This window comes from Bacillus sp. JHAA (assembly GCF_036961585.1).
Taxonomy (GTDB): domain Bacteria; phylum Bacillota; class Bacilli; order Bacillales; family Bacillaceae; genus Bacillus; species Bacillus velezensis.
In genome coordinates this window covers 1-25,260 of the sequence record NZ_JBAMDE010000009.1, presented here as the reverse complement: position 1 = coordinate 25,260, position 25,260 = coordinate 1, and the positions used below count along the sequence as shown (strand labels likewise).

The following is a 25,260-nucleotide window of genomic DNA, read 5'->3' as shown; positions in this document are numbered from 1 at the left end:
AAGGCGTCTTTTTTTTGAATAATTGACTAAAAATTCTAATTTCACTCTGTTATACTGAATAACATGATCATAAGGTGAAAGGATGGCTGATGAATGAAACAGGCAACCGTGTTTAAATATGAAGCGTTTTCCGATATTCCGGATTTGGGAAATCCCGCGGGAATCGTCTTTAACGGAGATGATTATTCAGATGAAGAGATGCAGATGATCGCCGAAATGGCAGGGTACAATGAAACCTCATTTCTCTGTAAAAGCGGAGAAGCCGATCTGCGCATCCGCTATTTTACACCCGGCCACGAAATGAATTTATGCGGACATGCTACCGTCGCCTCTCTTTACGCATTAATTGAAAAGGGAAGGCTTCAGGCTGATCAGACATATCAAATTGAAACAAAAGCCGGCATTCTTCCCGCAAAAGCCGCTGAACGAAACGGCCGGGTATACATCACACTCGAACAGGCTCCCCCGCAATTTCTGCCGTTTACGGGTGACAAAGAAAAGCTTGCCGCCTCGCTCGGGATTACGGCTGAGGATTTTCACAGCGGGCTGCCGATTGTTTACGGATCAACGGGGATCTGGACACTGATTGTTCCGCTGAGATCACTTAAAGCATCACGGAATATGGTGCCGGACAACGCACAATTTCCCGCTATTTTGCGCGATCTTCCGAAAGCGAGCGTTCATCCGTTTTCTCTGGAAACCGTCCATCCGGAAAGTGATCTGCACGGACGCCATTTTTCTTCCCCTTTCTCCGGAACGACCGAAGATCCCGTCACGGGAACCGCTTCAGGCGTCATGGCAGCCTATATGCGGCAATACGGAGGCTCCGAAGCCGAATGCCTCACGATTGAACAAGGCCAGGAAATCGGGAAAGACGGAAAAGTGGAAATCAGGATCACGGAGGAAAACGGAGAGATGAACATCAAGATGACGGGAACGGCCGTGTATGCCGAAACAATCAATTTTCAGCTTCCGTAACGGTTTACAAAAGCCGGTCGTATCCGTTATATTATAAATGATAATCATTTTCATTTGGATAGGAAGGTGAATCGGCATGCCGAAAACCGAACAATTACAGCAAAACGAAAGTCTTGCACATACAATCAGAAACAGAAGATCCATCCGGTCGTTTAAACCGGAAACCGTACCTTCTGAAGTCATATTAGATATGCTTGAAACGGCCGTTTACGCACCGAACCACAGACTGACGGAGCCATGGCGTTTTATCTACGCAGCAAGCGAAGCGGGAAAAGCAAAGCTTGCGGACAGCTACGTCTCATTTTTCAAAAAGATAAAAGATGATTTCAACGAGGAAAAAGAGCGGAACATGAGAAAAAACCTCAGCGCCGTTCCGGGATTTTTGCTGGTCGTCTTAAAAGAAGATGAAAATGAATTTACGAGAAACGATGATTTTGCGGCGCTGAGCGGCATGATTCAAAACCTTCAGCTCCTCGCACATGAAAACGGCATCGGCATGGTCTGGAAAAGCGGCCGCATTATGTATGACAAACAGGTGCATCAAGACTTCGGCCTTGCTGACAATGAGCGCTTTGCCGCCATCATTCAAACGGGCTATCCGGATGAACAGCCTAAGGCGAAAGAACGGACGCCGGCAAAAAACCTGTTTACCGAACTGTAAAAAAAATCCCCGTCTCTATACAGAGGCGGGGATTTCGTATTAGCGGGTTTTGCTTTTAGCTCTGTTGTCAGCGGCTTTCATCCGCGCCTGCGCTTCACGGTCAGCGGAGTCAGCAAGCTCGCTTGAATATTCCTCATATGTGCCGTCTGTTTCGCGTTTCAAAGCATCCGGAACTTGAGGAAGTTTTTGTTTGTTTTTATCACGGTTTTTGTGAGTATGATTTCTGCCCATATCAATCGCCCCCTGAAAAAAGTGATATCAAACAAACATAGTATCTGCCCAATCCCGATCTTTATTCAGTTTATTTCCGTTTGGCTGCTCTTTCCGCTTTTTTGAATTCACCGGAATAAAGGACTTCCTGCATTTTTTTCAGATTGGCTCCCTGCTGATGTTTTTCGCGCTTCTTTTCCATAAAAGAAGACCCTCCTTCAAAACAGAATACCAATAGGATTGGCTTTTATTTCCGTTTTTATGCAGATAAGAGATCCTTTAAAGCGGAATCAAGTTCTTCATACGTAAATTGAAAACCGGATGTCAGCGCCTGCTTAGGCAGGGCGCGCTGGCCTTTTACGATCAACAGGCTCATTTCTCCCAAGGCCTTCTCCAGAAAAAGTTCCGGTACGGGAATCCAATGGGGGCGGTGCAGGACGCCTGCGATCGTCTTTCCGAATTGCTTCATTTCCACGGGGTTCGGCGATGTCACATTCATGGGACCGGACAAGTCATCATGCTCCGCCGCAAAAGCGATGAGTTCCGCGGCGTCATCCACATGAACCCATGACAGCCACTGCCGTCCAGAGCCGATGGTGCCGCCGGCTAACAGCTTATAAGGGAGAACCATGAGCGGCAGGGCGCCTTTTTCACCGAGCATCACCCCGAATCTGGCATATACCGTCCGGATGCCGAGCGCTTCAATTTTCTGGCCTTCACGTTCCCACATATGAGCCGTATGACTGAGAAAATCTTCATTTGACGTATCTGACTGTTCGGTGAACGTTTTTTCTGTGCTTGTGCCGTAAATGCCGACGGCGCTGGCCTGAATCAAAGCCCGGGGTTTTTTCGGCTGCTGCTTCATAATCCGTCTGACTTCTCTCGTCGCTTCTATTCTGCTTGAGATGATTTGTTCCTTCGTTGTGTCCGTCCAGCGGTCAAAGATGGATTTGCCGGCGAGGTTCACCCATACATCAATAGGGGGAAGCTCGCGCTCAGGCGCCGCGTTTTCGGCCAGCCATTGAACATATGTCACATTTTTTTGTTCGGTTTCTCTCTGTTTTCTTGATAAAATATAGACATGATGTCCCCGGCGGGTAAACACACCTGTCAGATGCCGGCCCAGAAAACCAGTGCCGCCTGTCATCGCGATATTCATATCCATCTCTCCTTACACGTTGATACATATACTGTACCTCATTTGCCAAAAAGAAAAACGCCTGAACATCGGGGCGGGAAAGGAGACCGGGATGCCCTTTATTACAAAAATATCGACCCAAAAGAAAAATACCGAGCGCTTCAACATCTTTCTTGATGAGAAATATGCATTCAGCGTCGACGCCGACGTGCTTGTGCGTTTTGACCTGAAAAAAGGGAAAGAACTGGACGAGCTTGACATTCTTGAAATCCAGTACGGCGATGACGTGAAAAAAGCCTTTAACCGCGCCGTAGAATTTTTATCATACCGGATGCGCTCTGAAAAAGAAGTCCGGGATCATCTGAAGAAAAAAGAAACACCGGACATGGTCATTTCTGAAGTCATCCATAAACTGTACGATTACAGCTACTTAAATGACAAAGAATTTGCCGAAGCCTATGCGAGCACCCACAAAAAAACAAACGGCAAAGGCCCTGACGTCCTGTTCCGCGAGCTGAAAGCGAAAGGAATAGACGACGATACCATCAAGGAGACGCTCAGTGCGTTTACATTTGATGAGCAGATACAAGAAGCGCTGAAACATATCGGCAAAATCCTGAAAAAAGACAAAAAGCTGTCCACAAAAGAGATCAGACAGCGGGCGCAGATGCAGCTTCAGCGAAAAGGTTTCCCTTTCGACGTCATCAATGCCGCTCTGGAGCAGACGGAGTATGAAAATGATGATGAAGCCGAGATGGAAGCTCTGAAGGCTCATGCGGAAAAAGCGATCAGGAAATACCGTTATGACGGCAGTTATGAAAGCGGAATGAAGGTTAAACAGTACTTATTCAGAAAAGGATTCTCGATTGACGATATTGATCAATTCTTGCAGGAAGAGGAGTAAACTGAAATGGACAAACGATACAGTCAAATGACGTCTCATGAACTACAGACAGAAATTGCGGGACTGACGGAAAAAGCGCGAAAAGCGGAACAGATGGGCATTGTAAATGAACTGGCCGTGCTTGAACGGAAAATTACGATGGCCAAAGCTTACATGCTGAACCCGGAAGACTTTCGGCCCGGCGGGGTGTATCAGATAGAAGGTTCTGATGACACTTTCCGCATTGATTACATCAACGGCGTATTCGCCTGGGGACACAGATCTTCCCCGTCTGACGGGGAAGAAGCACTGCCGATTTCCGTTTTAAAAGAAAAAAAATAACAAAAGAGGCCGGTTCCGGCCTCTTTTTCTTTTCGGGCACATTCGTTTCATACTTTCAGTAAAAAATGATTGAATTCATTTTTGATATCTTTTAAGATGGAATTCGTTGTTTTTTAATAAAAAGGAGGCGATTTGCGTTGAATATCAAAATGAAACAGCCATCAGTGAAATTAATGATTTTTGTTTTAATGATTTGCACATTTTCCATCGGGTATACGGAATATGCTGTCATGGGTATTCTGACGTCGATTGCCGATGACTTTCATATACATGTATCTTCAGCGGGCATGCTTGTTACGGCGTACGCGGCGAGCGTCTGCCTGACGGGCCCGATCGTAACCATTATCGCGGTTAAGCTGCCAAGAAAGCCGGTGCTGCTAGGGTTAATGGGCATCTTCGTCCTTGCCAACCTGATGAGCGTCTTTGCGCCGAACTTCGCCGTGCTGGCGATTTCCAGAATTTTATCCGCATCCATCCACGGAGCTTTTTTTGCGATCGCCATGGTGTTTGCGAGTGAAATGGTGCCGCCTGAAAAACGTTCCGCCGCCGCGGCTTCCATGAACGGCGGATTAACCGTGGCGCTGATGCTCGGTGTCCCGTTCGGCTCTTATTTAGGGGATGCCCTTAACTGGCGGGCCGTCTTTTTCATTATTTCCGTTTTAGGCATGATCGGGCTGATCGGACTGATGCTGGTCGTACCGAACCGGAAACCGAAAGTGATTCCGATGCTGATGAATGAATGGAGTGTCTTTAAGCATAAACAAGTGATTTTTTCCTTTGCGATCACCATTCTCGGCTACTCAGGCGTATTTATCGCTTACACGTTTATTGAGCCGATTTTAAGAGATTCAGCGGGGTTCGGCACAGTCGGCATCACAGGTGCGTTATTTGCCTACGGTCTCGGCGGAGTGGCGGGGAATTTCTTCGCGGGGAAAGTGCCGCTCAAACTGCTGACACGCACGATGATCGGTGTGATGATCGGCTTGATCGGCGTCTTGGCGATTTTCCCTTATATCGCTGTTTTTCCCGCCGCCGCCGTTTCAGCGACATTTTTATTCGGCGCATGTGCGTTCGGCACGCCGCCGCTTTTGCAGACCAAGGTTATTTCTTCCTCAGAAAACGGCACGACAATCGCCGCTGCGGTGAGCGTTTCCGCCTTTAACCTGGCAAACGCGCTCGGCGCCTGGATCGGCGGATTGATTCTCGGGGGAACGGGATCTTACTCATGGCTGTTTGCCGGCGGTGCGCTGATGACGGCTCTCGGCCTTGTGCTTTCCACGTTCGCTCATCTGTCTGAGAAGAAAGATGTCTATGAATACCAAGTGCATAAAGGATAACAAAAAGCTTGCAGGGGATATTCCGCCTGCAAGCTTTTTTCAGTGCTTCAATGTAATGCTGATCACCGTATGTTTATCACTCTCAGCTAAGGACATATTCCGGGTTTCCGGTACTCCGTCTTTTTCAAAAACGACGGCATAGGTTCCTTTCGCGCCGCTTTTCCATGCAATCTCGCCGTGGTGATCAGTCTTGCCTATTATCTCTCCGCGGTCTATATTCGGCTGATGATCTGACTCCGCCGCTTTCATCACGGTGACCGTCACACCGGCCGCCGGTGAACCGTCTGCATCCTCAACATGGAGCGTAACGGGCAATGCTTTTTTGGCGGCGGAATCGTCCGCTTTGCCGCATCCGCATAAAACGGCCGCCGCGAGAAAGAAAACAAAAGCTTTATTGATTTGACCAATATTGAATGTTGTCGAATACACTGTTTGTCACCCTTGTTCCCAGATTGTAAGACGACCCGCCGTTTGTATGAATGGCAATGGCGGTCTGGCCGGTGTCGCTGTAATTGCGGTAAACGGGCGATCCGCTCTGGCAGCCGAACGTATCTGTCGTGTAAGTGAGTTTATATGTCTCGGCAGAACGAATCGGCTTGCTGTCCGACCACATGGAACCGGACACTTTGTCGCACGGATATCCTGTCACGGTTGAGGAAAGCCCGGCCGGACTGGAACTGTTGGTCGTCCGGTAGCCGTACCAGCCGACGGTATTCCCGGGCGACCCGTTTACTTTGATTGCGCCGTAGTCGTAGTTTGTGTCACCGTTTTCTGTCCACCCTTTGACACTGTAGAATGTCTTGCCTGAATAAGAGCCGTACGGGTACGATGATCCGTTGCGGCCGGGAGCTGCCGTAATTTTCGATGCCCAGCCGTTTTTCTGGTCATACACGCAATGTCCCGCCGTAACGATCGTGTCGGCATTGACAAAAAAACCGGTGCATCCGTAGGTGCTTGTGCTGCCGCTGTATGTAACGGTCAGCTGTGCTGTCGCTCGATATGGAAATGATGTTGTAGGAGAAATTCTGATTCGTTCGTCTGTCCCAATAATACTGGAAGGCTTTAATGACTTGATGTCAGCTTTGCTGTTTTGTGCAAGCTGTCTTTTGGTGAGGCCCGTTCCTTCATAAGCGGGGGATGTCTGTGTTGTTTGTACAGGCTGATTCTGATGTGCGTCAAACTCCTCACCGCTGTTTGATACAGATGTCTGCGGGCTGCCCGCTGCTTCAGCTGAAACAGCAAATAATGAAACTGACAGTAAGAATGCGGTAAGGCTCAGCAATCGTTTTGAAACTGTCTTCATTTTATAAAACCCCTCCTTTTTTGTCTACCGGCTTTCGTTTTAACATTTAACATATTATGGAATTTATTTAGCGTTATGACCGCAAAAGGATGTTTTTTTCCGCAAAAAAAAAAGACCGGGTCATTCCCGGTCTCTTACGGTGTGTGTGTTATCGTCTGCCTGAAGCTCTCATGCGTTCTTGCGGGTGCGAATTAATTGAACCGTCCGCCCGTTTAGAAGCGTAGTCATCCTTTGCCCGCGGTTCGCCTTCAAACTTATTATTGTTCTGATTAGGAAATCCTTTTGCCTTGTTCCGGACCATTTGTTTTCCCCCTCGGCCAATATCAAAAGGTTGCGCCTTCTGGACTGAAGACGTAAAGTTAGTATATGCCTGTGACAAGCTGCGTAAAAGCAGCAGGTTTTCCCAAGGAAAGGAGACAGAGACATGAATACATATATCGACAAACTGACGAATTTGCTGCTTGAGAAAAATGACATGCTCAGCTATTTGCAAGCGCGAACTTGGGTTGAGCTTTTATGGGGAGATTTCGAAGCGACTTACGCAAAAGCCGGCCGCCCGTATCAAGGAGAGCAAATGACAGAACGCGTCGTCAAGGAATGGATCGAATCATACGGCAGCAAGCTCCATATGTTCCAGAGCGTTCGGGAAGACGTTTCTCATTATTTGGATCAAAGCAGGGGTCTCCTGCATTAACATAGCAGTTCGCCCGCCGGATACAAGTCCGGCGGTTTTTACTTTTTATAAAAGAAATAGAAAAATCATGTTTGGCGACCGGCGGAATGTGGAAATGTGTAATAACTTATAAAATAGCGGGGAGGAACCACAATGAACATGAAAAAGGGGTTAACCGCATTTATTCCGGCCGCAGGACTTTGTTTATTTTTAGCCGCAGGCACCGTTTTTTTCGATCCGGCAGCGAATGCCGCAGCAGTTCACCAGACAAAAATAGACACCGCAGCAGATACATATATCGTGAAAGCAGGAGAACTTAACGTCCGCAAAGAACCAAATAAACAAGGGTCGATTATCGGCACGCTTCGTTCAGAGGATTCCGTAAAGGTTAAACGGCTTCAAGGAGCAGATTGGGCTGAGATTGACTACAAAGGGCACAAAGCCTATATCTCCACACATTTTCTGATGAAGCAGCCGGTGAAGGCGGTGACGGCGAAACAAACCGCTTTTTATACGCCGACTTTGGAAACCGGCAAAAAAGGGTCCGTTAAAGCGGGTGAAACCGTCAATGTGCTCGGCTGGGGGTTCAGCCATGACGGAGGATTTGACCGTAAATGGGCGTACGTCACATACGGCGGGAAAGCAGGTTATGTGAAAACGGCCGACTTAACTCAAAAATAAAGATTCAGGCAGGCGAATGAGCCTGCTTTTTTTCTGAAACCTTCCGTCTTTCCTTTCGTAAAAGATGAAAAGGAGAGTGACGGATATGATAATGGTAATCGGCGGCCTTCTGATGGCTGCGGCCGGCATTTCAGTCACATTTTTTCCGCCGAAGTCGATCAACAGTCTGTACGGATATCGGACGAAGCGCTCTATGGCGGATGAGTCGCAGTGGAAAGAAGGCAATCGATTCAGTGCGCTCCTCATGATTTTGTTCGGCCTTATATCGGCGGCAGCTGGATTTGCGGGCAGCCTGCTTATCCGGCTGACTCAGCCGTTCGCCCTGATCGTTCAGGCCGTATTATTGATTGCGATCAGCGTACTGATCATCGTCTTAACAGAAAGAAGATTGAAACAAAAGGGGAGGAGAATCGATGAATGACATTACGTTTCACATGATCGAAACAAACGGAGTGACGCTGCACACGGCTTCAGCCGGTCCGAAAGACGGTCCTTTGGCGGTGCTGCTGCACGGGTTTCCGGAATTCTGGTACGGCTGGAAAAGCCAGATCAAACCGCTGGCGGATGCCGGATACCATGTTGTCGTGCCTGATCAGCGCGGCTATAATCTCAGTGACAAACCGGAGGGCATTGAAAACTATACCATTGATACGCTCAGAGACGACATTATCGGGCTGATCACTCATTTTACAGATGACAAAGCCGTCGTCATCGGACACGATTGGGGAGGAGCCGTGGCCTGGCATTTGGCATCCACGCGGCCGCAATACGTTGAAAAATTGATCACGGTCAATATCCCGCACCCGGCGGTTATGCGGAAGGTCACACCGTTCTACCCGCCGCAGTGGAAGAAAAGCTCTTATATCGCGTTCTTTCAGCTTCCGGAAAAGCCGGAACGGAGATTGTCTGAAGACAATTACCGCGTATTGGATCACGCGATCGGCTTATCCGAACGCCCGGCGCTTTTTTCACGGGAAGATGTCGACAGCTACAAAGAAGCTTGGGGCAGAAAAGGAGCGCTCACGGCGATGCTGAACTGGTACCGGGCGATCAGAGCCGGCGGTTTAGGCCCTGCCGTTCCGCTTAAAATGCCCGTTCCGTACCGATTAATATGGGGCGTCAATGACCGAGCGCTGAGCAAAAAGCTCGCCAAAGAAACAAAACGGATGATTCCAAACGGCGACTTAATCTTCATAGATGATGCCTCACATTGGGTCATTCACGAAAAACCGCGCATCGTCAGCCATTTGATTCATGAATACCTTCAGCAATAAAGTCTGTCCCGCGTACAGACTTTTTCTTTTTTTTCTCATATCTGCCGAAAAACATGACAAAATATAAACCATATGCAGAAAAAATTTTCTTTCCCTGTAACAAAAAAAGGGTTTAAACGTCATTAAAAAAAGGAAAAGCCTTACTGAAGTTTTGCGGACAATTCCTTAAGGCAGTCCTAAAAAAAGAATAATACAAAGAAGGTGCCTTCATGAAACAAAGGTTAATCTCAATTATTATTCCGTCTTACAATGAAGGGAACAACGTCAAGCTCATCCATGAATCTTTAAAAAAAGAGTTTCAGACGATTCATTATGACTATGAAATTTTCTACATCAATGACGGAAGCGCGGATGACACCCTTCAGCAGATTAAAGAACTGGCCGCCAGAAACCATCGCGTCAAATACATATCTTTTTCCCGCAACTTCGGGAAAGAAGCGGCCATTTTGGCAGGATTTGAACACGTGCAGGGCGAAGCGGTAATCGTGATGGACGCCGATCTGCAGCATCCGACCCATCTGCTGAAAGACTTCATTCAAGGCTATGAAGAAGGGTATGACCAAGTCATCGCGCAGCGCAACCGAAAAGGGGACAGCCCCGTGCGTTCCGTGCTTTCTTCCCTGTATTATAAATTTATCAACAAAGCCGTCGAAGTGGACCTGCGTGACGGGGTCGGAGATTTCCGCCTGCTGAGCCGGCAGGCCGTTGATGCCCTTTTGAAGCTGAGTGAAGGGAACCGTTTCTCGAAAGGGCTGTTCTGCTGGATCGGGTTTGACCAGAAAATCGTATTTTATGAAAATGTCGAAAGGAAGAACGGCACGTCCAAATGGTCATTCAGCAATTTGTTCAACTACGGAATGGACGGTGTCGTCTCCTTCAACAACAAGCCCCTTAGGGTATGCTTTTTCACCGGTATTCTGATATTGCTTTTGTCGATGGTGTATATTGTAACGACCTTTGTTCATATTCTGACACACGGCGTGTCCGTACCCGGATACTTCACCATTATTTCCGCCGTGCTGTTTTTAGGGGGCATCCAGCTTTTGAGTCTCGGCATCATCGGAGAATACATCGGCCGGATTTACTATGAAACAAAAAAACGCCCGCACTATTTAATTAAAGAAGCGAATATAACGTACGGAGAACAAAATGAAACGAATTATACAAAAAAGCGCAAGTGGAACCATTAAACAGCCGCCGCTGTGCGCAGGGTCTGGGGACGTTGTATGAAAAAAAATAAATGGATCTTGCCGGCAGCCTGTGTGCTGGCTGCGGCAGCCGCTCATATTTTTTTCTTAAAAGAGTGGTCGGCAGGCCGCTATATGACGGGGTCTGGAGACGGGATCGCCCAAATGGCGGTCTTCAAAAAGCTGCTGTTTGATCAATATATGAACGGCAGGCTGTTTTACAGCTATTCGTTCGGACTGGGCGGGGGCGTGTACAGTCAGCTCGGCTATTATTTCTCTACTTCTTTTCTATTCCTGTTTATCTCCGCCGCTGTCCGCTTTTTGCAGCTTATTCAGCTGACGGGTGAGGCTGATGCGCTGTTTTGGGCGCAGGCCTCCGTTTTTATCAGCATTGCCAAGCAGAGTTTTATCATATTCACGGCAGCGTGTGTGTTCCGTTATTTCGTCAAACGGACGGTGCCTGCTTTTGCGGGCGCCGTGTTGTACGGGGTCTCGATTATTTACTTCCGGCATGAGGTATATTGGGACTTTTTCACTGACAGTATGGTGTGGCTGCCGTTGCTTGTGTTGGGCGCGGAAAAAATCATCCGGGAAAAAAAGCCGGCGTGGTTTATCTTCGCCTGTGCGCTGACATTGATCAACAACTTTTATTTTGCGTATATTAATCTGATTTTCATCGGCATTTATATCTTATTCAGGTGGGTGATCCCCCTTGAAGGCAATGAGGCGAAAAAGCTCACTCAATGCAGGATATTTATTCTGTCGGGCCTTCTCGGGTTCGGCATAAGCGCAGTTTCCTTTATTCCTGTCGTATACGGATACCTTCATAATCTGCGGCCTCCGTATTCAGAGCATATTGCATGGCTTGATTTTTCCGACAACATTTTATTTTCTAGCAGGATAATCATCCTGCCGGCGGCTTTTTTGCTTTTTCTATTTACATTTACTTTATACAAAAACCGCTTGTTCCGGCTGTTTGCGGGAATCAGTCTGCTGTATATTCTGTTTCACTTCAGTCCGTTCGCGGCAAGTGCCTTTAACGGTTTTTCAGCTCCGCAGAACAGGTTTGAATACGTCCTGTGCTTCACGATTGCCGGAACGGTTTCAGCCGGGCTTTCTAAGCTTTCAGACATCAGCATGAAGAGTATGCTGATGTCCGCCGTACTCGTCGTTCTGCTCTATTGGAGCCAGGTGAGGCGGTACAGTCTGGATATGTCTGATCACGCCAACCTGCCCGTCATCCTTCTTCTGGTGCTGAGCATAGCCGCTTTCTTTGCAGCAAAGACAAGACTGAAAGGCGCGGTGCCCGCCGTCTATGCCGTCATTTTGCTTACAGCTGTGCTTACGGCTAATACATATGAAAAATATGCTTTATCAGAAGGCGGGAAGATTTATACGGTATCGCATACATTTATGACGGGTGCTCACTATAAAGGCAAAGAACAATCAGAGCTCATTCAGCGTCTGAAAGAAAAAGACCCTGATCCGTTTGCCCGTTTAGATTGGATGAACGGTGTTTTCAATAACACCCCGATCATATACGGGTTCAACGGATTCAGCGTATACTCAAGCATACTGAACCGCAATCTGCTGTCCTTTTACTGGAACGACCTCCAGATTGACATGGGCAGAGAAAGCGTCAGCCGCTATGCCACATTAGGAAACAGGGCTAATTTATACAGCCTGCTTTACGGAAAATATTATATGACGGAAAAAACAAACGAGGCCGGCGTGCCGTACGGGTTCAAAAAAATCATGGAATCAACCCATTATGCGGTTTATCAAAATCAATATATGCTTCCGTTCGTACGGACAGCCGATCGCGTATATAACGAGGGCGGCCTGAAAAAAGCGCCCGCCCTTGCCAGGGAACGGGCAATGCTTGACGGGATCGTCATGGAATCAAGCACAACCAACACGAAAAAAGCGCCTGAGGCGAAAAATATGATCCGCCATGCAGAGGTAGCGGCCGAACATGGCGATTATCATAACGGCATCCTGACGGTAAACGAAGACGGCGGCGGCCTGGTCATTACGCCGCAAGCCGCTAAGATGGACGGCGGCGATTATTACGTCAGCTTTTATTTGAAGAATAAAGCGAAGGACCAGGGCTTTACATTAAAAGTGAACGATTACACGACAACGAGAAAATCGAATCAATCCATTTACAAAACAGGTGTCAACGATCTTACTGTCAGAGTGCCGAAAACAAAAAACATCCAAATCCGTCTGCCGAAAGGGTCGTATCAGCTTGACAGACTGGCGCTTTATGAAGAACGGTACGATACGCTGAAAAGCGCATACCGAAAAGCGGAAAAAGAACCGCGGGCCGATCTCAGCTGGCGCGGAAATACGCTTCATATCTCGTATGATAACAAAACCCGCGCGCCGTATATCATGCTTCCGATTCCATATGAAAAAGGCTGGGAGCTGAAGATAAACGGCAGAAAAGAGCAGATTGAAAAAGCGGATTATTCCTTTATCGGATTTAAAGCGCAAAAAGGAAAAAACGATATTCAATTAACGTATTTCCCGCCGTTTTTTAAACCCGCGGCCGCTCTATCGGTGATCAGCCTCGTGTTTGCGGTTATATATGTGAGAAGACAAAAAAAGCCCGGCTCTTAAACAGAGCCGAGCTTTAATTTTTTCTGCAATTTTTCCTCGCTGAAAATCCAGCCCGTGTAAGAAGAGAGAAGCTCTAAATCATGACTGAGGTGGACGATGGCGACAAAAGGATAGTGGCCTTTGCTCCGGTAGCGTAAATCAATAAAACGCACCTCATAATGATCTTTAAAGGTATCGACCTCCCACCTGTAAACGGGGGAAAATGAAAGAAAGGCTGCAATATTTTCGTCCTGTTTTGCGGCCTTCATCACATCGGTTTCCGGAACGGGCACGCGGTTGAATGTATCCAATATCACGACATGGCCGTCAAGGCTTCTGCCGACATAAAAGGCATGCGCCGTCGTCACGGCGATACGCCACTGCCTGAATTTCATCGTCGGCGAAATAATGATGGTTTCAATCTCCTCTTCAATCATTTCGCGCAGCCTTCGCTTTATCCGCAGCTGCATCAAAAACCGGACGGCGTAATATCCTGTGAGGATGATATAAAGCATCAGAAATGTCACGCCCGGATGACCTCCGATATACCACACGGCAATCGCGGCCAAATGGCTGACGAAAATAAACGGATCAAAGGTATTGATTAAACCGAGAGCGATCCATTTTCTCGAAAACGGGCGGATGGCCTGCGTGCCGTACGCGTTAAAAATGTCAACAAACACATGCAAAACGACAGCGAGAAGCGTCCACAGCCACAGGTGCAAAAAGTTCGCTTCCGGATAAAACATAAACAAAATACCCGGAATCAGAACGGACCAAAATAAAACGGCGGGAATGGAGTGCGTGAACCCTCTATGATTTCGAATATAAACGGCATTATTTTTCAGCTTCAATATGGTATCAATATCAGGTGCCTGAGAGCCGGCAAGAGCGGCGATCATAACTGCCTGAGACATGGGGGTGTGCATGCCGACGGCAGGATCAAGAGTTGCGATTCCGCCAAGCGCGATACCCATGACAACGTGAGTGCCAGTATCCATTGTTGACCTCCTAGCAGGCGTTAACAATCAGTCGCCCGCATATTTCGCATTATAAGATATTCCCCATTTTCTGTTTGCCCAATCATGGCGTTTATCCGCCGTTCTCATATGTTTCCGCTTTTTCTTTATCACTATTTAATGTAACATATTATCGTAACGTGCCCTAAGTTTACACCAAAATACGGTGTCAAGAAAAGCGGAACCCGAAACATCTGAGGAGAAGATATGAACGCACTTGAAGAAAAAATGAAACAAAAAGATATAGACAAATTTCGCGAGGACTTAATTACATGGTTCGAAAGAGAACAGAGAATTCTGCCGTGGAGAGAAAATCAGGACCCGTATCGGGTGTGGGTGTCAGAGGTGATGCTGCAGCAGACGCGCGTAGAAACCGTTATCCCTTATTTCCGGCGGTTTGTTGAGCAATTTCCGACCGTTTCGGCGCTCGCTGAAGCCGATGAGGAAAAAGTGCTCAAAGCCTGGGAAGGGCTAGGTTATTACTCCCGTGTAAGAAATCTGCAAAGTGCCGTAAAAGAAGTGCATGAGCGGTACGGGGGAGTCGTCCCTGCCGAGGAAAAGGAATTTGGCGGACTGAAAGGCGTCGGCCCTTATACAAAAGGCGCCGTGCTCAGCATCGCATACAACAAACCGATTCCCGCCGTAGACGGCAATGTGATGCGTGTCATGTCGAGAATTCTTTCCATATGGGACGATATCGCAAAACCTAAAACCAGAACCATTTTCGAACAGGCGGTATCCGCTTTCATTTCTCATGAAAAACCATCTGAATTCAATCAGGGTTTAATGGAGCTCGGCGCGATCATCTGCACCCCGAAATCGCCGTCCTGCCTGCTTTGCCCCGTACAAAAGCACTGTTCGGCATTTGCGGAAGGGACAGAGCGGGAGCTGCCCGTTAAAAGCAAAAAGAAAAAGCCCGGAATAAAAACAATGGCAGCCGTTGTGCTGACAGACGATCAAGGCGATGTCTATATTCATAAACGGCCGCCAAAAGGCTTGCTCGCCAACTTGTGGGAGTTTCCGAATACCGAAACCCAGAAAGGAATCAAAACCGAAAGAGAGCAGCTTGAAGCCTATTTAGAAAAAGAGATGGGAACAACCGCTGAAATCGGGGAGCTGGAAGGCATCGTAGAACATGTTTTCACCCATCTCGTATGGAATATTTCGGTCTTTTTCGGTAAAGTAAAACAAGTGTCGGATACAACGGAATTCATACGGGTCACAAAAGAGGAGCTCGAGGAATACGCATTTCCCGTTTCCCATCAAAAGATATGGAAAATGGCGGAAGAAAGCGGCCGCCTGTAAAAAGCGTCAGTCATAGCTGACGCGAGTGCCGTGGCCGTAATCCGCTTCATTCCGTTTCAGTCCGCCGCGGGCTTCGATTTCCTGAATCAGTTCCCGGTATTTGGACTGGCCTTCTTCGTTTAAATACGGCATAATTTGCTGGAAGGCATGATGGAAATAGGCGAGCTCTGAATCTCTCCAATCTTTTTTGGGCATCATGGCCAATTCGCCCATATCACGTCCGACATACATATAAAAGACCCCTTTCAACACATATTGCTTTTATTGTTTGTTGAATGAAAAGAACTATACACAGCAAGGAGCTGAGGAAAAATGGAACAAAATAAATGCGCACTGATCACGGGAAGCAGCCGCGGCGTCGGGAAAGCAGCCGCCATCAGACTCGCGGAAAAAGGATACAACATCGTCATCAATTACGCCCGCAGTAAAAAAGCGGCATTAGAAACCGCCGAAGAAATTGAAAAACTCGGCGTTAAAACGCTCGTCATTAAAGCCAATGTCGGCCAGCCGGCAAAAATCAAAGACATGTTCCGCCAGATTGACGAAACATTCGGCAGACTGGACGTGTTCGTCAATAATGCGGCTTCAGGCGTGCTGAGACCGGTCATGGAACTGGAAGAAACACACTGGGACTGGACGATGAATATCAATGCGAAAGCATTGCTTTTCTGCGCCCAGGAAGCAGCAAAGATGATGGAGAAAAACGGAGGCGGCCACATCGTCAGCATCAGCTCGCTCGGCAGCATCCGCTATCTTGAAAACTATACGACGGTCGGTGTCTCAAAAGCCGCTTTAGAATCGTTAACCCGTTATCTGGCGGTTGAGCTGTCTCCGAAAAATATCATCGTAAACGCGGTGTCAGGCGGAGCGATTGATACGGACGCGCTGAAGCATTTCCCTAACAGAGATGAACTGCTGGAAGATGCCCGCCAAAATACGCCGGCCGGCAGAATGGTCGAAATTAAAGATATGATCGATACGGTGGAGTTTTTAGTTTCTTCAAAAGCGGACATGATCCGCGGCCAGACCATCATTATTGACGGCGGACGTTCTCTGCTTGTATAAGTTTTAAAAAAAGATGAATAGCCTTATCATCTCCTGCGCATTCTAAAGTGCGTGGAGGTGATAACAATGGCAAACTCAAAATACAGCAAAACAGACGTTCAGCAGGTGAAAAAACAAAACCAGCAATCAGCTTCCGGTCAGGGTCAATACGGCACTGAATTCGGCAGTGAAACTGATGCGCAGCAGGTTAGAAAGCAAAACCAATCTGCTGAACAAAACAAACAGCAAAACAGCTAATCACTGAAACGAAAAAGCACTTCATCTTCGGATGGAAGTGCTTTTTTCTGTTGCCAAAACGACAAAACTTGTGATTCCTCTACAGAATGAGTCAAAGGGTTTTCCGACGTAAAATCGAAATGGTAAGGAGTATCAACCTAAAAGCCTAAGGAGGAACCCGATGTCAGAGTTTGAAAAGCTTGTAAGTGAACAGATGAAAATCATGGATCAGCTTCTCGAGCTGCAGTCAGAACTTGACCGCTGCCGGCAGGTGGAAGCGGAACTCATCAGTCTGGAAAGAGATGCAAAGCTGGACAATGTACAGGACGAAATTGCGACAAAGCGAAAAGACCTGGCCGGCATACAGGAGTTATTCCAAAGGCAGACAGAGCAAGTCATCCAGTCTTATCGCAGCACGGAAAAGCCGTCTTCCTATGTGCAGAAATGAATGTGCCATTCCGGAAGCGGAGTGGTTCTTTTATTTTCATTTTTTAATTCGTAACGTTATAATAGTGAAAAGACTTGTCGGAAAGCAATTGCGGCTGCATTGACTGCAGGGCTTTACAGAAAGTAGGGGAGAAATATGGGATATCCCAAGGAAGGAGAAACCATTCAAATTCACAGCTATAAGCATAACGGGCTGCTTCATCGAATTTGGAATGAAACGACGATTTTAAAAAGTACGGAATTGTGTATCATCGGAGCCAACGACCGGACAATGGTGACGGAATCCGACGGACGGACGTGGGTGACGAGAGAACCGGCGATCTGCTACTTTCATGCCCGTCAGTGGTTTAACGTCATCGGAATGCTGAGAGATGACGGGGTACACTATTATTGCAACATCAGCTCGCCGTTCGCTTATGACGGAGAGGCCATCAAATATATTGATTACGATTTGGATGTCAAGGTGTTTCCGGATATGACGTATAACATTCTTGACGAGGATGAATACGATGACCACCGCAAATCAATGAATTACCCTAAAGAGATCGACAGCATTCTGAAGGAGTATCTGAATACGCTGCTGCACTGGATTCATCAGCGGAAAGGACCGTTTGCTCCGGAATTTGTTGATATGTGGTATGAACGGTATCTGCGCTATACAAAATAAAGAATACAATAAAAAACCTGTTGGGGTGTCAACAGGTTTTTCACATGGGCTCACACGCCTTAAAGAGAGAGGGGGATAAAGTGTGGGCGTAATCAGACGCTATATGCAATTTGTAAAACCTTATAAAAAACAAATTTTTATCACAGTGTTAATCGGCATCATCAAATTCTCCATCCCGCTGGCTCTCCCGCTGCTGTTAAAATACGTGGTCGATGACATTATTCAAGGGAGCGGAACGGCAAGCGCTAAAACATCATCGCTATTCACGATCATGGGTATCATGTTCGTGCTGTTTTTAATTCTGCGTCCCCCGGTAGAGTACTATCGGCAATATTTCGCGCAATGGACGGGCAGCCGGGTGCTCTATGATATCAGGGGAGTATTGTTTGATCATATTCAAAAATTGAGCCTGAGGTTTTATGCCAACACGAGAACGGGCGAAGTCATTTCCCGGGTGATAAATGATGTCGAACAGACAAAAGACTTTGTCATAACCGGACTGATGAATATCTGGCTTGATATGATGACGGTGCTGATCGTCATCTGCATTATGTTTACACTCGATGTCAAGCTGACATTGATATCTGTCATTTTGTTTCCGTTATACGGAATTTCAGTGAAATACTTTTACGGCCGCCTCCGAAAACTGACACGTGAGCGTTCTCAGGCACTCGCCCAAGTTCAGGGACATTTGCACGAACGAGTTCAGGGGATGCCCGTCATCAGAAGTTTTGCCATTGAAGATTATGAACAAGCCAATTTTGATGAAAAAAACGGACATTTTCTGGACAGAGCGATCCGTCATACGAATTGGAACGCAAAAACGTTTGCAGTCGTGAATACCATTACGGATTTGGCGCCGCTGCTCGTTATCGCGTTTGCGGGTTATTTTGTCATAAACGGTCCGCTGACGGTAGGGACGATGGTTGCGTTCGTCGGCTATATTGACAGAATGTACAATCCGGTCAGAAGATTGATCAACTCATCGACGACGCTGACCCAGTCGATCGCTTCAATGGACCGCATATTTGAATTTATCGACGAGCCGTATGAACTGACTGATAAACCGAATGCAGTAAAAGCTGACGGCATTAAGGGCGAAGTTGAATTCCGAAATGTCTCGTTCCGTTATGAGGAAGGAAAAGAAACGATTTTGCAGGATGTTTCCTTAAAGGTGACAAAAGGGGAAACCGTCGCGCTCGTCGGGATGAGCGGCGGCGGTAAATCGACGCTTGTCAGCCTCATACCGCGTTTTTATGATGTATCCGGCGGCAGCCTGCTGATTGACGGCACAGATATTCGCGATTATGAAGCGAGAAGCCTCCGCAATCAAGTCGGAATGGTGCTTCAGGATACGTTTCTGTTCAGTGAGACGATTCGTGAAAATATCGCCATCGGTAAACCGGGAGCGTCTCTGGATGAGGTGGTTGCGGCTGCGAAAGCGGCAAATGCCCATGAATTTATTATGAATTTCCCAGAAGGTTATGAAACCAAAGTCGGCGAACGGGGCGTCAAATTGTCAGGCGGGCAGAAACAGCGGATTTCCATCGCGCGTGTATTCTTAAAAAATCCGCCGCTGTTAATCTTGGATGAAGCGACATCGGCTCTTGATCTTGAAAGTGAACACTACATTCAGGAAGCGATGGAAAAGCTTGCGAAAAACCGGACGACTTTTATCGTCGCCCACAGGCTGTCCACGATTACGCACGCGGATAAAATTGTCGTCATGGAAAACGGCGCCGTCGTCGAAACCGGCACGCACGAGGAATTAATGGCCCAAGGCGGCCAGTACAGACACTTATTTACGATTCAGAATTTGAACTGATACAAAAACTTATGCCGTCCGAATGGGCGGCATAAGTTTTTTTGAATGCAAAAAAACCCGGTTTTACGGAAGCACCGGGTTACTCTTCGTCTGTTTCTAATTCGCTGTCTTTCGGGTGGTATGTCTGAAAACTCGTAATTAATGTATCGAGATGCTCCAGCTGCTCGCGGTATTCCGCAACCGCAGCCATAATGCTGAGCATATTGTAATCAAGCAGTTCATCCTCGCAGTTCTGCTGATTTTTCAAGAAAGACTTCGTCAAAAGCTGTTTATATCTTATGCTTTCTTCAGCATCGTCATCATGCGGTTTGATCTTGCCGACCGTCCGCATCAGAATCCTTTCATGCCAATGAAGCAGATAATCAATTTCTTCTGTCAGCGTCTCCTGAAATTCCTCCGGCATATGATAAATCTCGTTTTCATAGCGGTGCAGCTTTTTCAGCGTATCAAGCGCCCGATTCGCCGTAATAATCGCCTGTCTGAACAATACAAGCTTGCGCGACTTTACATACGTCGTTTTCTTAAAGTAGCTTCTCTCCTCTTTATAAAGAAGGTACGTATGATCAAGCTTCATCATCTTTTCCTTCAGCTTCTCAATATCCTCTTTCAATATCGAGTGTTCCGTGGACTGACGCATCGTCAGCCTGATCCATTTCATGATCTCATCGGTATATTCAACCGTATGATGAGTCAGCTTCGTTTCGTATTTCGGCGGAAGAAACACAAGGTTCACAATAAAAGAAGACAGCACGCCTAAAATAACGGTGCTTGTTCGTATCAGAGCGAACGTCAGGAAGCTGTTTCCCGGTGTTTCTAAAATTGCGATAACCGTCACGAGCGCAATCGAAATGGTGTGTTCAATTTTCAGTTTTAACATGATCGTGATGACAATCACTGCGGTCAATCCGATCATAATCGGACTCGGTCCGAAAATCAGTCCGAATGCCGTAGCGATGACAGCGCCGATGATATTTGCCTGAACCTGATCAATAATGATAAGAAAAGACCTGTAAATAGAGGGCTGTATGGCAAATATAGCTGCAATCCCGGCAAAGATCGGCGACGGAAGTCCGATCCATGATGCTAAGTAGAGTGCGAGCGTAATCGCAATCCCTGTTTTAAAAATGCGGGCACCAAGTTTCATTGGTTTGTGCGTGCATTCCTTTCTCTAATAAATTATGTGCCGAACGAACGGCTGACACTTACATTTCCCTGTCGGCTGATTTGCTAAACAATAAAGTAATATACAGGGATCATACCAATTATTCAAGGTCTTTTTTTGAAAAAACCATTATCTCACAAATCGGACAAAAAGAAAAAGCGGAAGCCCCGGGCTCCCGCTTGTTTCAGCAGTTATTTTTTCATATGTCTGAACGCATCTTCAACGGCCTGTAAAGTGGCGTCGATATCCTCTTCAGTATGTGCGGTTGTGATAAACCAAGCTTCATACTTCGATGGAGCGAGATTGATGCCGCGCTCAAGCATCAGCTTGAAGAACTTGGCGAATGCTTCTCCGTCCGTATTTTCCGCCTGCTCGTAATTGACGATCTTTTCATCAGTGAAGTAAACCGTGAGCGCGCCTTTTAAACGGTTGACGGTGATGGTAATGCCGTGTGTCTCCGCATGGGCGAGAATGCCTTGCTCAAGTCTGGCGCCGAGCTCATCAAGCCGCTCATAAACGCCTTCTTCCTTCAGCACTTCCAGGCAGGCGATGCCTGATAGGATAGATGCCGGGTTTCCGGCCATTGTGCCGGCTTGATATGCCGGGCCGAGCGGAGCAACCTGCTCCATGATCTCTTTTTTGCCTCCGTAAGCGCCGATCGGCAGGCCGCCCCCGATAATTTTACCGAGCGCCGTTAAATCAGGCTTCACTTGAAGAAGATCCTGCGCGCCTCCGTACATAAAACGGAACGCCGTGATCACTTCATCATAAATGACGAGCGCGCCCGCTTTATGGGTCAATTCATTTACCTGTTCTAAAAATCCTTCTTCAGGTTCAACGATGCCGAAGTTGCCGACGATCGGCTCGACGAGAACCGCTGCAATTTCTGAACCCCATTTATCCAGCGCGGCTTTGTAGCTTTCAATGTCATTGAAAGGAACGGTAATCACCTCATTGGCGATGCTTTTCGGCACGCCGGCGGAATCAGGAGTGCCGAGCGTAGACGGACCGGAACCCGCAGCGACAAGTACGAGATCAGAATGGCCGTGATAGCAGCCGGCGAATTTAATGATTTTTGTCCGGCCTGTATAAGCGCGTGCAACCCGGATCGTTGTCATTACCGCTTCAGTGCCTGAGTTTACGAATCGTACTTTATCAAGTGAAGGAATGGCCTCCTTCAGCATTTTGGCGAAAGTGACCTCATGTTTGGTCGGCGTCCCGTACAGCACGCCGTTTTCAGCCGCTGTTTTAATCGCTTCAGTAATATGCGGATGGGCATGTCCGGTAATAATCGGGCCGTAAGCCGCTAAATAATCGATATACTGATTCCCGTCTACATCCCAGAAATAAGCGCCGTTCGCTTTTTCCATCGCAACGGGTGAACCGCCGCCTACCGCTTTATAGGATCTGGACGGGCTGTTCACGCCTCCGACGATATGCTCTAACGCTTCCTTATGAAGTTCAACTGATTTTGTATACAAAAAATGACCCTCCTAATATCTCCTTACATCATGTTCTATTGTAGCATGCTTCATTGCGAGCACAACGGTTCATGCTTCCAGAAAAGAGCGGGGGGATAACGGTTGTAATCTTAACGTGAATTGGATACGCTTAATAAAAAACCCGGAGGTATAAGAAATGACGATTGAAATCGGACAAACAGCACCGGCTATGAAATTAGTGAATGACAGCGGTGAAGAAGTAGCATTGACGGATTTTAAAGGGAAGTACGTCGTTCTCTATTTTTATCCGAAAGACATGACACCCGGATGCACGACGGAAGCATGTGATTTCCGTGATCAGCACGAAAGTTTCGCGGGACTTGATGCCGTTATCATCGGAGTAAGCCCTGACAGCCGTGACAAACATGAAAAATTTAAGCAAAAACACGATCTTCCTTTCCAGCTCCTCGTTGATGATGAGCACAAATTGGCGGAAGCTTTTGATGTGTGGAAGCTGAAGAAGAATTTTGGGAAAGAATATATGGGTATCGAGCGATCCACTTTTTTGTTAGACAAAGAAGGCCGTCTTGTGAAGGAGTGGAGAAAGGTAAAAGTGAAAGATCACGTTGCCGAGGCGCTTCGCGAATTGGAACAAATTGCGTCTAATTAATGGACAAATGCTGAACTCACGGGGTTTTCTTCAGATTACATTTGACAGGAGACCGGAAAAAGATGTACACTAATTATAAACATTATAAAGTAAGAATCTTTTTTAGAAGAGAGGTGCATGACGGATGGCTGCACATGAATTAAAAGAAGCCTTAGACACGTTGAAGGATACGGGAGTCCGGATTACTCCTCAACGTCATGCCATTCTGGAATATCTCGTGGATTCTATGGCACATCCGACAGCGGACGATATATATAAAGCCTTGGAAGGGAAATTCCCTAATATGAGTGTTGCGACAGTGTATAACAATTTGCGTGTATTCCGGGAAGCGGGGCTTGTAAAGGAACTGACGTACGGAGATGCGTCCAGCAGATTTGACTTTGTCACCTCTGACCATTATCACGCCATTTGTGAAAGCTGCGGAAAAATCGTAGACTTCCATTATCCCGGGCTTGACGAAGTAGAACAGCTTGCGGCTCACGTCACGGGGTTTAAGGTAAGCCACCACCGTTTGGAGATTTACGGCGTCTGCCAAGAATGTTCCAAAAAAGAAAACCACTAAACGAAGCTGACCGCTTTGATACGGTCAGCTTCGTTTATTTTACACTGTTTTTTCTGTTATAAGACTCATCGAACGCTTTGCCTTCCAATCCTTTATCCAATGTAAGCGGCTCTCTGCAATGCATGCACATATCCACTCTGCCCAGAATCTTCGTTTCTTTCTCGCAAGCGGGGCACATCACCCGGACCGCTTTTGTGGACAGCATGCCGATCCAAAAATAAACGGCGGTGCTGAGCCCGATCGACAGCAGGCCGAGAATCATAAACAAGCTGGCAAGCAAAACAGACTGCTTAAAGAACAGCCCGATGTACATAATGATAAACCCAACGAAAACCAAACTTAACGCAAACGTTCTGATCTTATTAATTTTGCTTGAGTATTTCGCCATGTCCATCCCCCTCTCGTTTAACTATAGCACAAAACAGATGGCATATTCTTCATGTTTTCGTAAGAAAAGGGAAGAATAAATATGGCACCTGAAAGGAAATTTGTTATAATAGTGCAATGTGTTTAGAAAAAAGGACTTTCATGTTTTATCATAGAAATGTAGAAACAATAGCTAGTGAAACAATCGCATTGGAGGAATCGTAATGGACAATCTTCTCCGTCCAATTTACCAAGAAAGAGCAAGTCATCCCGATACGCTGGCCGTCCTTATGATTGAGAGAAGGAGTAAAGCATCATCCATCACGGATAACTTTGATGCGGTCATGCTTGTCATTGTCAAACAGGCTGATGAACCTCTTTTTATAAAGCATTATGAATTCGAACAAAAAACCGCTTCTTTACATATTGTAACGGATGCTCTGCTTCAGGAATGGATTCTGCTTGGGACCAATAGAAGAGTCATAGATTGGATCATCAACGGCAAAGTGCTGTTTGACCGCAATGAATATATATCTGAACTCAATGACCGGCTCAGCACTTTTCCTTTCGCCGAGCGGAAATTAAAGATCGGAATGGAATACGGCAAGCTGATCAGAAGATTTGTAGAAGGAAAAGCGTTTTTTGAAGCTGATCATTTTCTGGATGCATATTATGCGGTAGTGCATGCTCTTCACCACTTGGCCCGCATAGAAGTGATTGACCGGGGGTTTTATCCCGAAACGACAGTCTGGAACCAGGTCCGTCACATTGAGCCGCAGGTATATAAGCTATATTCCGAACTTGTCGAGAGTCACGAAAGTTTGGAGAAAAGACTCGAATTATTATTCTTAGCAAATGATTTTCTCATCCATTCAAAAGCTGAAATCGGTTCTGCGCACCTTTTTCAAGTGATGAAAGAAAAAGAAATGTGGCAGTTTGGAGAATTGCTTCAGCACCCTGAACTGGTGCACTTCACCCAAGATCTTGGTGTCATGCTTGATTACCTGACGGAAAAAGGCTTTGTTGAAGTATCTCAAATAGAGACCAAAGGGCAGGAAGTATATCATCGAGGATATTCTTTCAAAAAAAGTGTTGACGCTGAATCATAGGCATGGTATATTATTAAACGTCGCTGATGCGCTTCAACAAAAAGCTCACAGCGGCGGAGAAATAAAAATAAAAAAACATTTGACAGCAACTCGCTGAAATGTTATACTAAAAAAGTCGCCTCGAGATGAGGTTG

At 46.8% G+C, this 25,260-nt stretch carries 30 protein-coding genes and 1 pseudogene; 20 read left to right on the top strand and 11 right to left on the bottom strand.

What is annotated here, in order from left to right:
• The first annotated feature begins 93 nt into the window (after nt 1–93).
• Nucleotides 94–978, top strand: a complete 885-nt coding sequence (locus tag V7728_RS18245) for a PhzF family phenazine biosynthesis isomerase (RefSeq protein ID WP_025284444.1) — start codon at nt 94–96, stop codon at nt 976–978.
• Nucleotides 979–1,054: 76 nt separating this feature from the next.
• On the top strand, nt 1,055–1,639 hold the full coding sequence (locus V7728_RS18240; protein ID WP_082999099.1) for a nitroreductase family protein: 585 nt from the start codon (nt 1,055–1,057) through the stop codon (nt 1,637–1,639).
• A gap of 39 nt (nt 1,640–1,678) precedes the next feature.
• On the opposite strand, the gene V7728_RS18235 is transcribed toward V7728_RS18240, so the two are convergent.
• The 3 genes from V7728_RS18235 to V7728_RS18225 form a co-directional block, all read right to left on the bottom strand.
• Nucleotides 1,679–1,870 carry a YfhD family protein gene (locus tag V7728_RS18235; protein WP_003155508.1) on the bottom strand — a complete coding sequence of 64 codons (192 nt, stop codon included), beginning with the start codon at nt 1,868–1,870 and terminating at the stop codon, nt 1,679–1,681.
• 70 nt (nt 1,871–1,940) lie between these two features.
• On the bottom strand, nt 1,941–2,051 hold the full coding sequence (locus V7728_RS18230; protein ID WP_003155504.1) for a YfhE family protein: 111 nt from the start codon (nt 2,049–2,051) through the stop codon (nt 1,941–1,943).
• 57 nt (nt 2,052–2,108) lie between these two features.
• Nucleotides 2,109–3,008, bottom strand: a complete 900-nt coding sequence (locus V7728_RS18225) for a TIGR01777 family oxidoreductase (RefSeq protein ID WP_025284445.1) — start codon at nt 3,006–3,008, stop codon at nt 2,109–2,111.
• 91 nt (nt 3,009–3,099) lie between these two features.
• Here V7728_RS18225 and recX point away from each other — a divergent pair, with 91 nt between their 5' ends.
• The 3 genes from recX (at nt 3,100) to V7728_RS18210 (ending at nt 5,549) form a co-directional block, all read left to right on the top strand.
• Nucleotides 3,100–3,891: a recombination regulator RecX gene (gene recX / locus V7728_RS18220; RefSeq protein ID WP_015239427.1), complete on the top strand. Its 792-nt coding sequence runs from the start codon at nt 3,100–3,102 to the stop codon at nt 3,889–3,891.
• A gap of 6 nt (nt 3,892–3,897) precedes the next feature.
• Nucleotides 3,898–4,212: a YfhH family protein gene (locus tag V7728_RS18215; RefSeq protein WP_032867739.1), complete on the top strand. Its 315-nt coding sequence runs from the start codon at nt 3,898–3,900 to the stop codon at nt 4,210–4,212.
• Nucleotides 4,213–4,355: 143 nt separating this feature from the next.
• Entirely contained in the window at nt 4,356–5,549 is a 1,194-nt protein-coding gene (locus V7728_RS18210; protein ID WP_025284446.1) for an MFS transporter, read from the top strand.
• A 39-nt stretch (nt 5,550–5,588) separates the two neighbouring features.
• Here V7728_RS18210 and V7728_RS18205 read toward each other — a convergent pair whose 3' ends face one another.
• From V7728_RS18205 to V7728_RS18195, 3 genes are all read right to left on the bottom strand, one after another.
• Nucleotides 5,589–5,978 carry a DUF2606 family protein gene (locus V7728_RS18205; protein ID WP_043020687.1) on the bottom strand — a complete coding sequence of 130 codons (390 nt, stop codon included), beginning with the start codon at nt 5,976–5,978 and terminating at the stop codon, nt 5,589–5,591.
• The gene (locus V7728_RS18200) at nt 5,941–6,852 is read right to left on the bottom strand and encodes a trypsin-like serine peptidase (RefSeq protein WP_015239429.1); all 912 of its coding nucleotides are present in this window, start codon (nt 6,850–6,852) and stop codon (nt 5,941–5,943) included. The genes V7728_RS18205 and V7728_RS18200 overlap by 38 nt, the downstream gene beginning before the upstream one ends.
• A gap of 148 nt (nt 6,853–7,000) precedes the next feature.
• A complete protein-coding gene (locus tag V7728_RS18195; RefSeq protein WP_003155495.1) occupies nt 7,001–7,153 on the bottom strand; it encodes a small, acid-soluble spore protein K in 153 nt (50 codons plus the stop codon).
• 123 nt (nt 7,154–7,276) lie between these two features.
• Here V7728_RS18195 and V7728_RS18190 point away from each other — a divergent pair, with 123 nt between their 5' ends.
• The 6 genes from V7728_RS18190 to V7728_RS18165 all read left to right on the top strand — a co-directional run bounded on the left by V7728_RS18190 (nt 7,277) and on the right by V7728_RS18165 (nt 13,292).
• Nucleotides 7,277–7,546, top strand: a complete 270-nt coding sequence (locus V7728_RS18190; RefSeq protein WP_003155492.1) for a YfhJ family protein — start codon at nt 7,277–7,279, stop codon at nt 7,544–7,546.
• A gap of 132 nt (nt 7,547–7,678) precedes the next feature.
• Nucleotides 7,679–8,206, top strand: coding sequence for an SH3 domain-containing protein (locus V7728_RS18185; RefSeq protein WP_015417063.1), 528 nt, complete (start codon nt 7,679–7,681; stop codon nt 8,204–8,206).
• An 85-nt stretch (nt 8,207–8,291) separates the two neighbouring features.
• Complete coding sequence (locus V7728_RS18180; RefSeq protein ID WP_043020688.1) at nt 8,292–8,627, top strand: SdpI family protein; 336 nt, start codon at nt 8,292–8,294, stop codon at nt 8,625–8,627.
• On the top strand, nt 8,620–9,480 hold the full coding sequence (locus tag V7728_RS18175; RefSeq protein WP_020955529.1) for an alpha/beta fold hydrolase: 861 nt from the start codon (nt 8,620–8,622) through the stop codon (nt 9,478–9,480). Before V7728_RS18180 ends, V7728_RS18175 begins: the two co-directional genes overlap by 8 nt.
• A 209-nt stretch (nt 9,481–9,689) precedes the next feature.
• Nucleotides 9,690–10,670 (top strand): glycosyltransferase family 2 protein, encoded by a 981-nt coding sequence (locus tag V7728_RS18170; protein WP_003155484.1) that lies wholly within the window; start codon nt 9,690–9,692, stop codon nt 10,668–10,670.
• Nucleotides 10,671–10,706: 36 nt separating this feature from the next.
• Entirely contained in the window at nt 10,707–13,292 is a 2,586-nt protein-coding gene (locus tag V7728_RS18165) for a YfhO family protein (protein ID WP_099566506.1), read from the top strand.
• Here V7728_RS18165 and V7728_RS18160 read toward each other — a convergent pair.
• Nucleotides 13,289–14,272 carry a metal-dependent hydrolase gene (locus V7728_RS18160; protein ID WP_012117123.1) on the bottom strand — a complete coding sequence of 328 codons (984 nt, stop codon included), beginning with the start codon at nt 14,270–14,272 and terminating at the stop codon, nt 13,289–13,291. The genes V7728_RS18165 and V7728_RS18160 overlap by 4 nt on opposite strands.
• 225 nt (nt 14,273–14,497) lie before the next feature.
• Between V7728_RS18160 and mutY the strand changes: the two genes are divergently transcribed.
• Nucleotides 14,498–15,595 carry an A/G-specific adenine glycosylase gene (mutY, locus tag V7728_RS18155; protein ID WP_012117124.1) on the top strand — a complete coding sequence of 366 codons (1,098 nt, stop codon included), beginning with the start codon at nt 14,498–14,500 and terminating at the stop codon, nt 15,593–15,595.
• A gap of 6 nt (nt 15,596–15,601) precedes the next feature.
• Here mutY and V7728_RS18150 read toward each other — a convergent pair whose 3' ends face one another.
• The gene (locus V7728_RS18150; RefSeq protein ID WP_007408563.1) at nt 15,602–15,826 is read right to left on the bottom strand and encodes a hypothetical protein; all 225 of its coding nucleotides are present in this window, start codon (nt 15,824–15,826) and stop codon (nt 15,602–15,604) included.
• An 81-nt stretch (nt 15,827–15,907) separates the two neighbouring features.
• Here V7728_RS18150 and fabL point away from each other — a divergent pair, with 81 nt between their 5' ends.
• The 5 genes and pseudogenes from fabL (at nt 15,908) to V7728_RS18125 (ending at nt 19,815) form a co-directional block, all read left to right on the top strand.
• Nucleotides 15,908–16,660: an enoyl-[acyl-carrier-protein] reductase FabL gene (fabL, locus tag V7728_RS18145; protein WP_003155478.1), complete on the top strand. Its 753-nt coding sequence runs from the start codon at nt 15,908–15,910 to the stop codon at nt 16,658–16,660.
• A gap of 84 nt (nt 16,661–16,744) precedes the next feature.
• A pseudogene (locus V7728_RS18140) lies at nt 16,745–16,897 on the top strand (gamma-type small acid-soluble spore protein); the annotation flags it as partial.
• Nucleotides 16,898–17,057: 160 nt separating this feature from the next.
• A complete protein-coding gene (locus V7728_RS18135) occupies nt 17,058–17,324 on the top strand; it encodes a YgaB family protein (RefSeq protein WP_003155476.1) in 267 nt (88 codons plus the stop codon).
• Nucleotides 17,325–17,459: 135 nt separating this feature from the next.
• The gene (gene ntdP / locus V7728_RS18130) at nt 17,460–17,990 is read left to right on the top strand and encodes a nucleoside tri-diphosphate phosphatase (RefSeq protein ID WP_003155475.1); all 531 of its coding nucleotides are present in this window, start codon (nt 17,460–17,462) and stop codon (nt 17,988–17,990) included.
• Nucleotides 17,991–18,072: 82 nt separating this feature from the next.
• Nucleotides 18,073–19,815 carry an ABC transporter ATP-binding protein gene (locus tag V7728_RS18125; protein WP_014417243.1) on the top strand — a complete coding sequence of 581 codons (1,743 nt, stop codon included), beginning with the start codon at nt 18,073–18,075 and terminating at the stop codon, nt 19,813–19,815.
• 79 nt (nt 19,816–19,894) lie between these two features.
• Here the strand turns inward: V7728_RS18125 and V7728_RS18120 are convergent, their stop codons facing one another.
• Nucleotides 19,895–20,959 carry an aromatic acid exporter family protein gene (locus V7728_RS18120; protein WP_007610190.1) on the bottom strand — a complete coding sequence of 355 codons (1,065 nt, stop codon included), beginning with the start codon at nt 20,957–20,959 and terminating at the stop codon, nt 19,895–19,897.
• Between the two features lie 209 nt (nt 20,960–21,168).
• Nucleotides 21,169–22,458, bottom strand: a complete 1,290-nt coding sequence (locus V7728_RS18115; RefSeq protein ID WP_007408567.1) for a glutamate-1-semialdehyde 2,1-aminomutase — start codon at nt 22,456–22,458, stop codon at nt 21,169–21,171.
• 157 nt (nt 22,459–22,615) lie between these two features.
• Between V7728_RS18115 and bcp the strand changes: the two genes are divergently transcribed.
• Nucleotides 22,616–23,089, top strand: a complete 474-nt coding sequence (gene bcp, locus V7728_RS18110) for a thioredoxin-dependent thiol peroxidase (protein ID WP_099566507.1) — start codon at nt 22,616–22,618, stop codon at nt 23,087–23,089.
• Between the two features lie 124 nt (nt 23,090–23,213).
• Nucleotides 23,214–23,651 (top strand): peroxide-responsive transcriptional repressor PerR, encoded by a 438-nt coding sequence (gene perR / locus V7728_RS18105; protein WP_003155465.1) that lies wholly within the window; start codon nt 23,214–23,216, stop codon nt 23,649–23,651.
• 34 nt (nt 23,652–23,685) lie between these two features.
• Here the strand turns inward: perR and V7728_RS18100 are convergent, their stop codons facing one another.
• Nucleotides 23,686–24,039, bottom strand: a complete 354-nt coding sequence (locus tag V7728_RS18100) for a YgzB family protein (protein ID WP_007408568.1) — start codon at nt 24,037–24,039, stop codon at nt 23,686–23,688.
• 202 nt (nt 24,040–24,241) lie between these two features.
• On the opposite strand from V7728_RS18100, the gene V7728_RS18095 reads away from it, so the two are divergent.
• The gene (locus V7728_RS18095; protein ID WP_007408569.1) at nt 24,242–25,126 is read left to right on the top strand and encodes a nucleotidyltransferase-like protein; all 885 of its coding nucleotides are present in this window, start codon (nt 24,242–24,244) and stop codon (nt 25,124–25,126) included.
• The last annotated feature ends 134 nt before the right edge of the window (nt 25,127–25,260 follow it).

Excerpts from the sequence above, each read along its gene's own strand:
- V7728_RS18245 (WP_025284444.1), top strand. The coding sequence starts at position 94 with ATGAAACAGGCAACCGTGTTTAAATATGAAGCGTTTTCCGATATTCCG.
- V7728_RS18240 (WP_082999099.1), top strand. The coding sequence starts at position 1,055 with ATGCCGAAAACCGAACAATTACAGCAAAACGAAAGTCTTGCACATACA.
- V7728_RS18235 (WP_003155508.1), bottom strand. The coding sequence starts at position 1,870 with ATGGGCAGAAATCATACTCACAAAAACCGTGATAAAAACAAACAAAAA.
- V7728_RS18230 (WP_003155504.1), bottom strand. The coding sequence starts at position 2,051 with ATGGAAAAGAAGCGCGAAAAACATCAGCAGGGAGCCAATCTGAAAAAA.
- V7728_RS18225 (WP_025284445.1), bottom strand. The coding sequence starts at position 3,008 with ATGAATATCGCGATGACAGGCGGCACTGGTTTTCTGGGCCGGCATCTG.
- recX (WP_015239427.1), top strand. The coding sequence starts at position 3,100 with ATGCCCTTTATTACAAAAATATCGACCCAAAAGAAAAATACCGAGCGC.
- V7728_RS18215 (WP_032867739.1), top strand. The coding sequence starts at position 3,898 with ATGGACAAACGATACAGTCAAATGACGTCTCATGAACTACAGACAGAA.
- V7728_RS18200 (WP_015239429.1), bottom strand. The coding sequence starts at position 6,852 with ATGAAGACAGTTTCAAAACGATTGCTGAGCCTTACCGCATTCTTACTG.
- V7728_RS18195 (WP_003155495.1), bottom strand. The coding sequence starts at position 7,153 with ATGGTCCGGAACAAGGCAAAAGGATTTCCTAATCAGAACAATAATAAG.
- V7728_RS18190 (WP_003155492.1), top strand. The coding sequence starts at position 7,277 with ATGAATACATATATCGACAAACTGACGAATTTGCTGCTTGAGAAAAAT.
- V7728_RS18185 (WP_015417063.1), top strand. The coding sequence starts at position 7,679 with ATGAACATGAAAAAGGGGTTAACCGCATTTATTCCGGCCGCAGGACTT.
- V7728_RS18180 (WP_043020688.1), top strand. The coding sequence starts at position 8,292 with ATGATAATGGTAATCGGCGGCCTTCTGATGGCTGCGGCCGGCATTTCA.
- V7728_RS18175 (WP_020955529.1), top strand. The coding sequence starts at position 8,620 with ATGAATGACATTACGTTTCACATGATCGAAACAAACGGAGTGACGCTG.
- V7728_RS18170 (WP_003155484.1), top strand. The coding sequence starts at position 9,690 with ATGAAACAAAGGTTAATCTCAATTATTATTCCGTCTTACAATGAAGGG.
- V7728_RS18165 (WP_099566506.1), top strand. The coding sequence starts at position 10,707 with ATGAAAAAAAATAAATGGATCTTGCCGGCAGCCTGTGTGCTGGCTGCG.
- V7728_RS18160 (WP_012117123.1), bottom strand. The coding sequence starts at position 14,272 with ATGGATACTGGCACTCACGTTGTCATGGGTATCGCGCTTGGCGGAATC.
- mutY (WP_012117124.1), top strand. The coding sequence starts at position 14,498 with ATGAACGCACTTGAAGAAAAAATGAAACAAAAAGATATAGACAAATTT.
- V7728_RS18150 (WP_007408563.1), bottom strand. The coding sequence starts at position 15,826 with ATGTATGTCGGACGTGATATGGGCGAATTGGCCATGATGCCCAAAAAA.
- fabL (WP_003155478.1), top strand. The coding sequence starts at position 15,908 with ATGGAACAAAATAAATGCGCACTGATCACGGGAAGCAGCCGCGGCGTC.
- V7728_RS18135 (WP_003155476.1), top strand. The coding sequence starts at position 17,058 with ATGTCAGAGTTTGAAAAGCTTGTAAGTGAACAGATGAAAATCATGGAT.
- ntdP (WP_003155475.1), top strand. The coding sequence starts at position 17,460 with ATGGGATATCCCAAGGAAGGAGAAACCATTCAAATTCACAGCTATAAG.
- V7728_RS18120 (WP_007610190.1), bottom strand. The coding sequence starts at position 20,959 with ATGAAACTTGGTGCCCGCATTTTTAAAACAGGGATTGCGATTACGCTC.
- bcp (WP_099566507.1), top strand. The coding sequence starts at position 22,616 with ATGACGATTGAAATCGGACAAACAGCACCGGCTATGAAATTAGTGAAT.
- perR (WP_003155465.1), top strand. The coding sequence starts at position 23,214 with ATGGCTGCACATGAATTAAAAGAAGCCTTAGACACGTTGAAGGATACG.
- V7728_RS18100 (WP_007408568.1), bottom strand. The coding sequence starts at position 24,039 with ATGGCGAAATACTCAAGCAAAATTAATAAGATCAGAACGTTTGCGTTA.
- V7728_RS18095 (WP_007408569.1), top strand. The coding sequence starts at position 24,242 with ATGGACAATCTTCTCCGTCCAATTTACCAAGAAAGAGCAAGTCATCCC.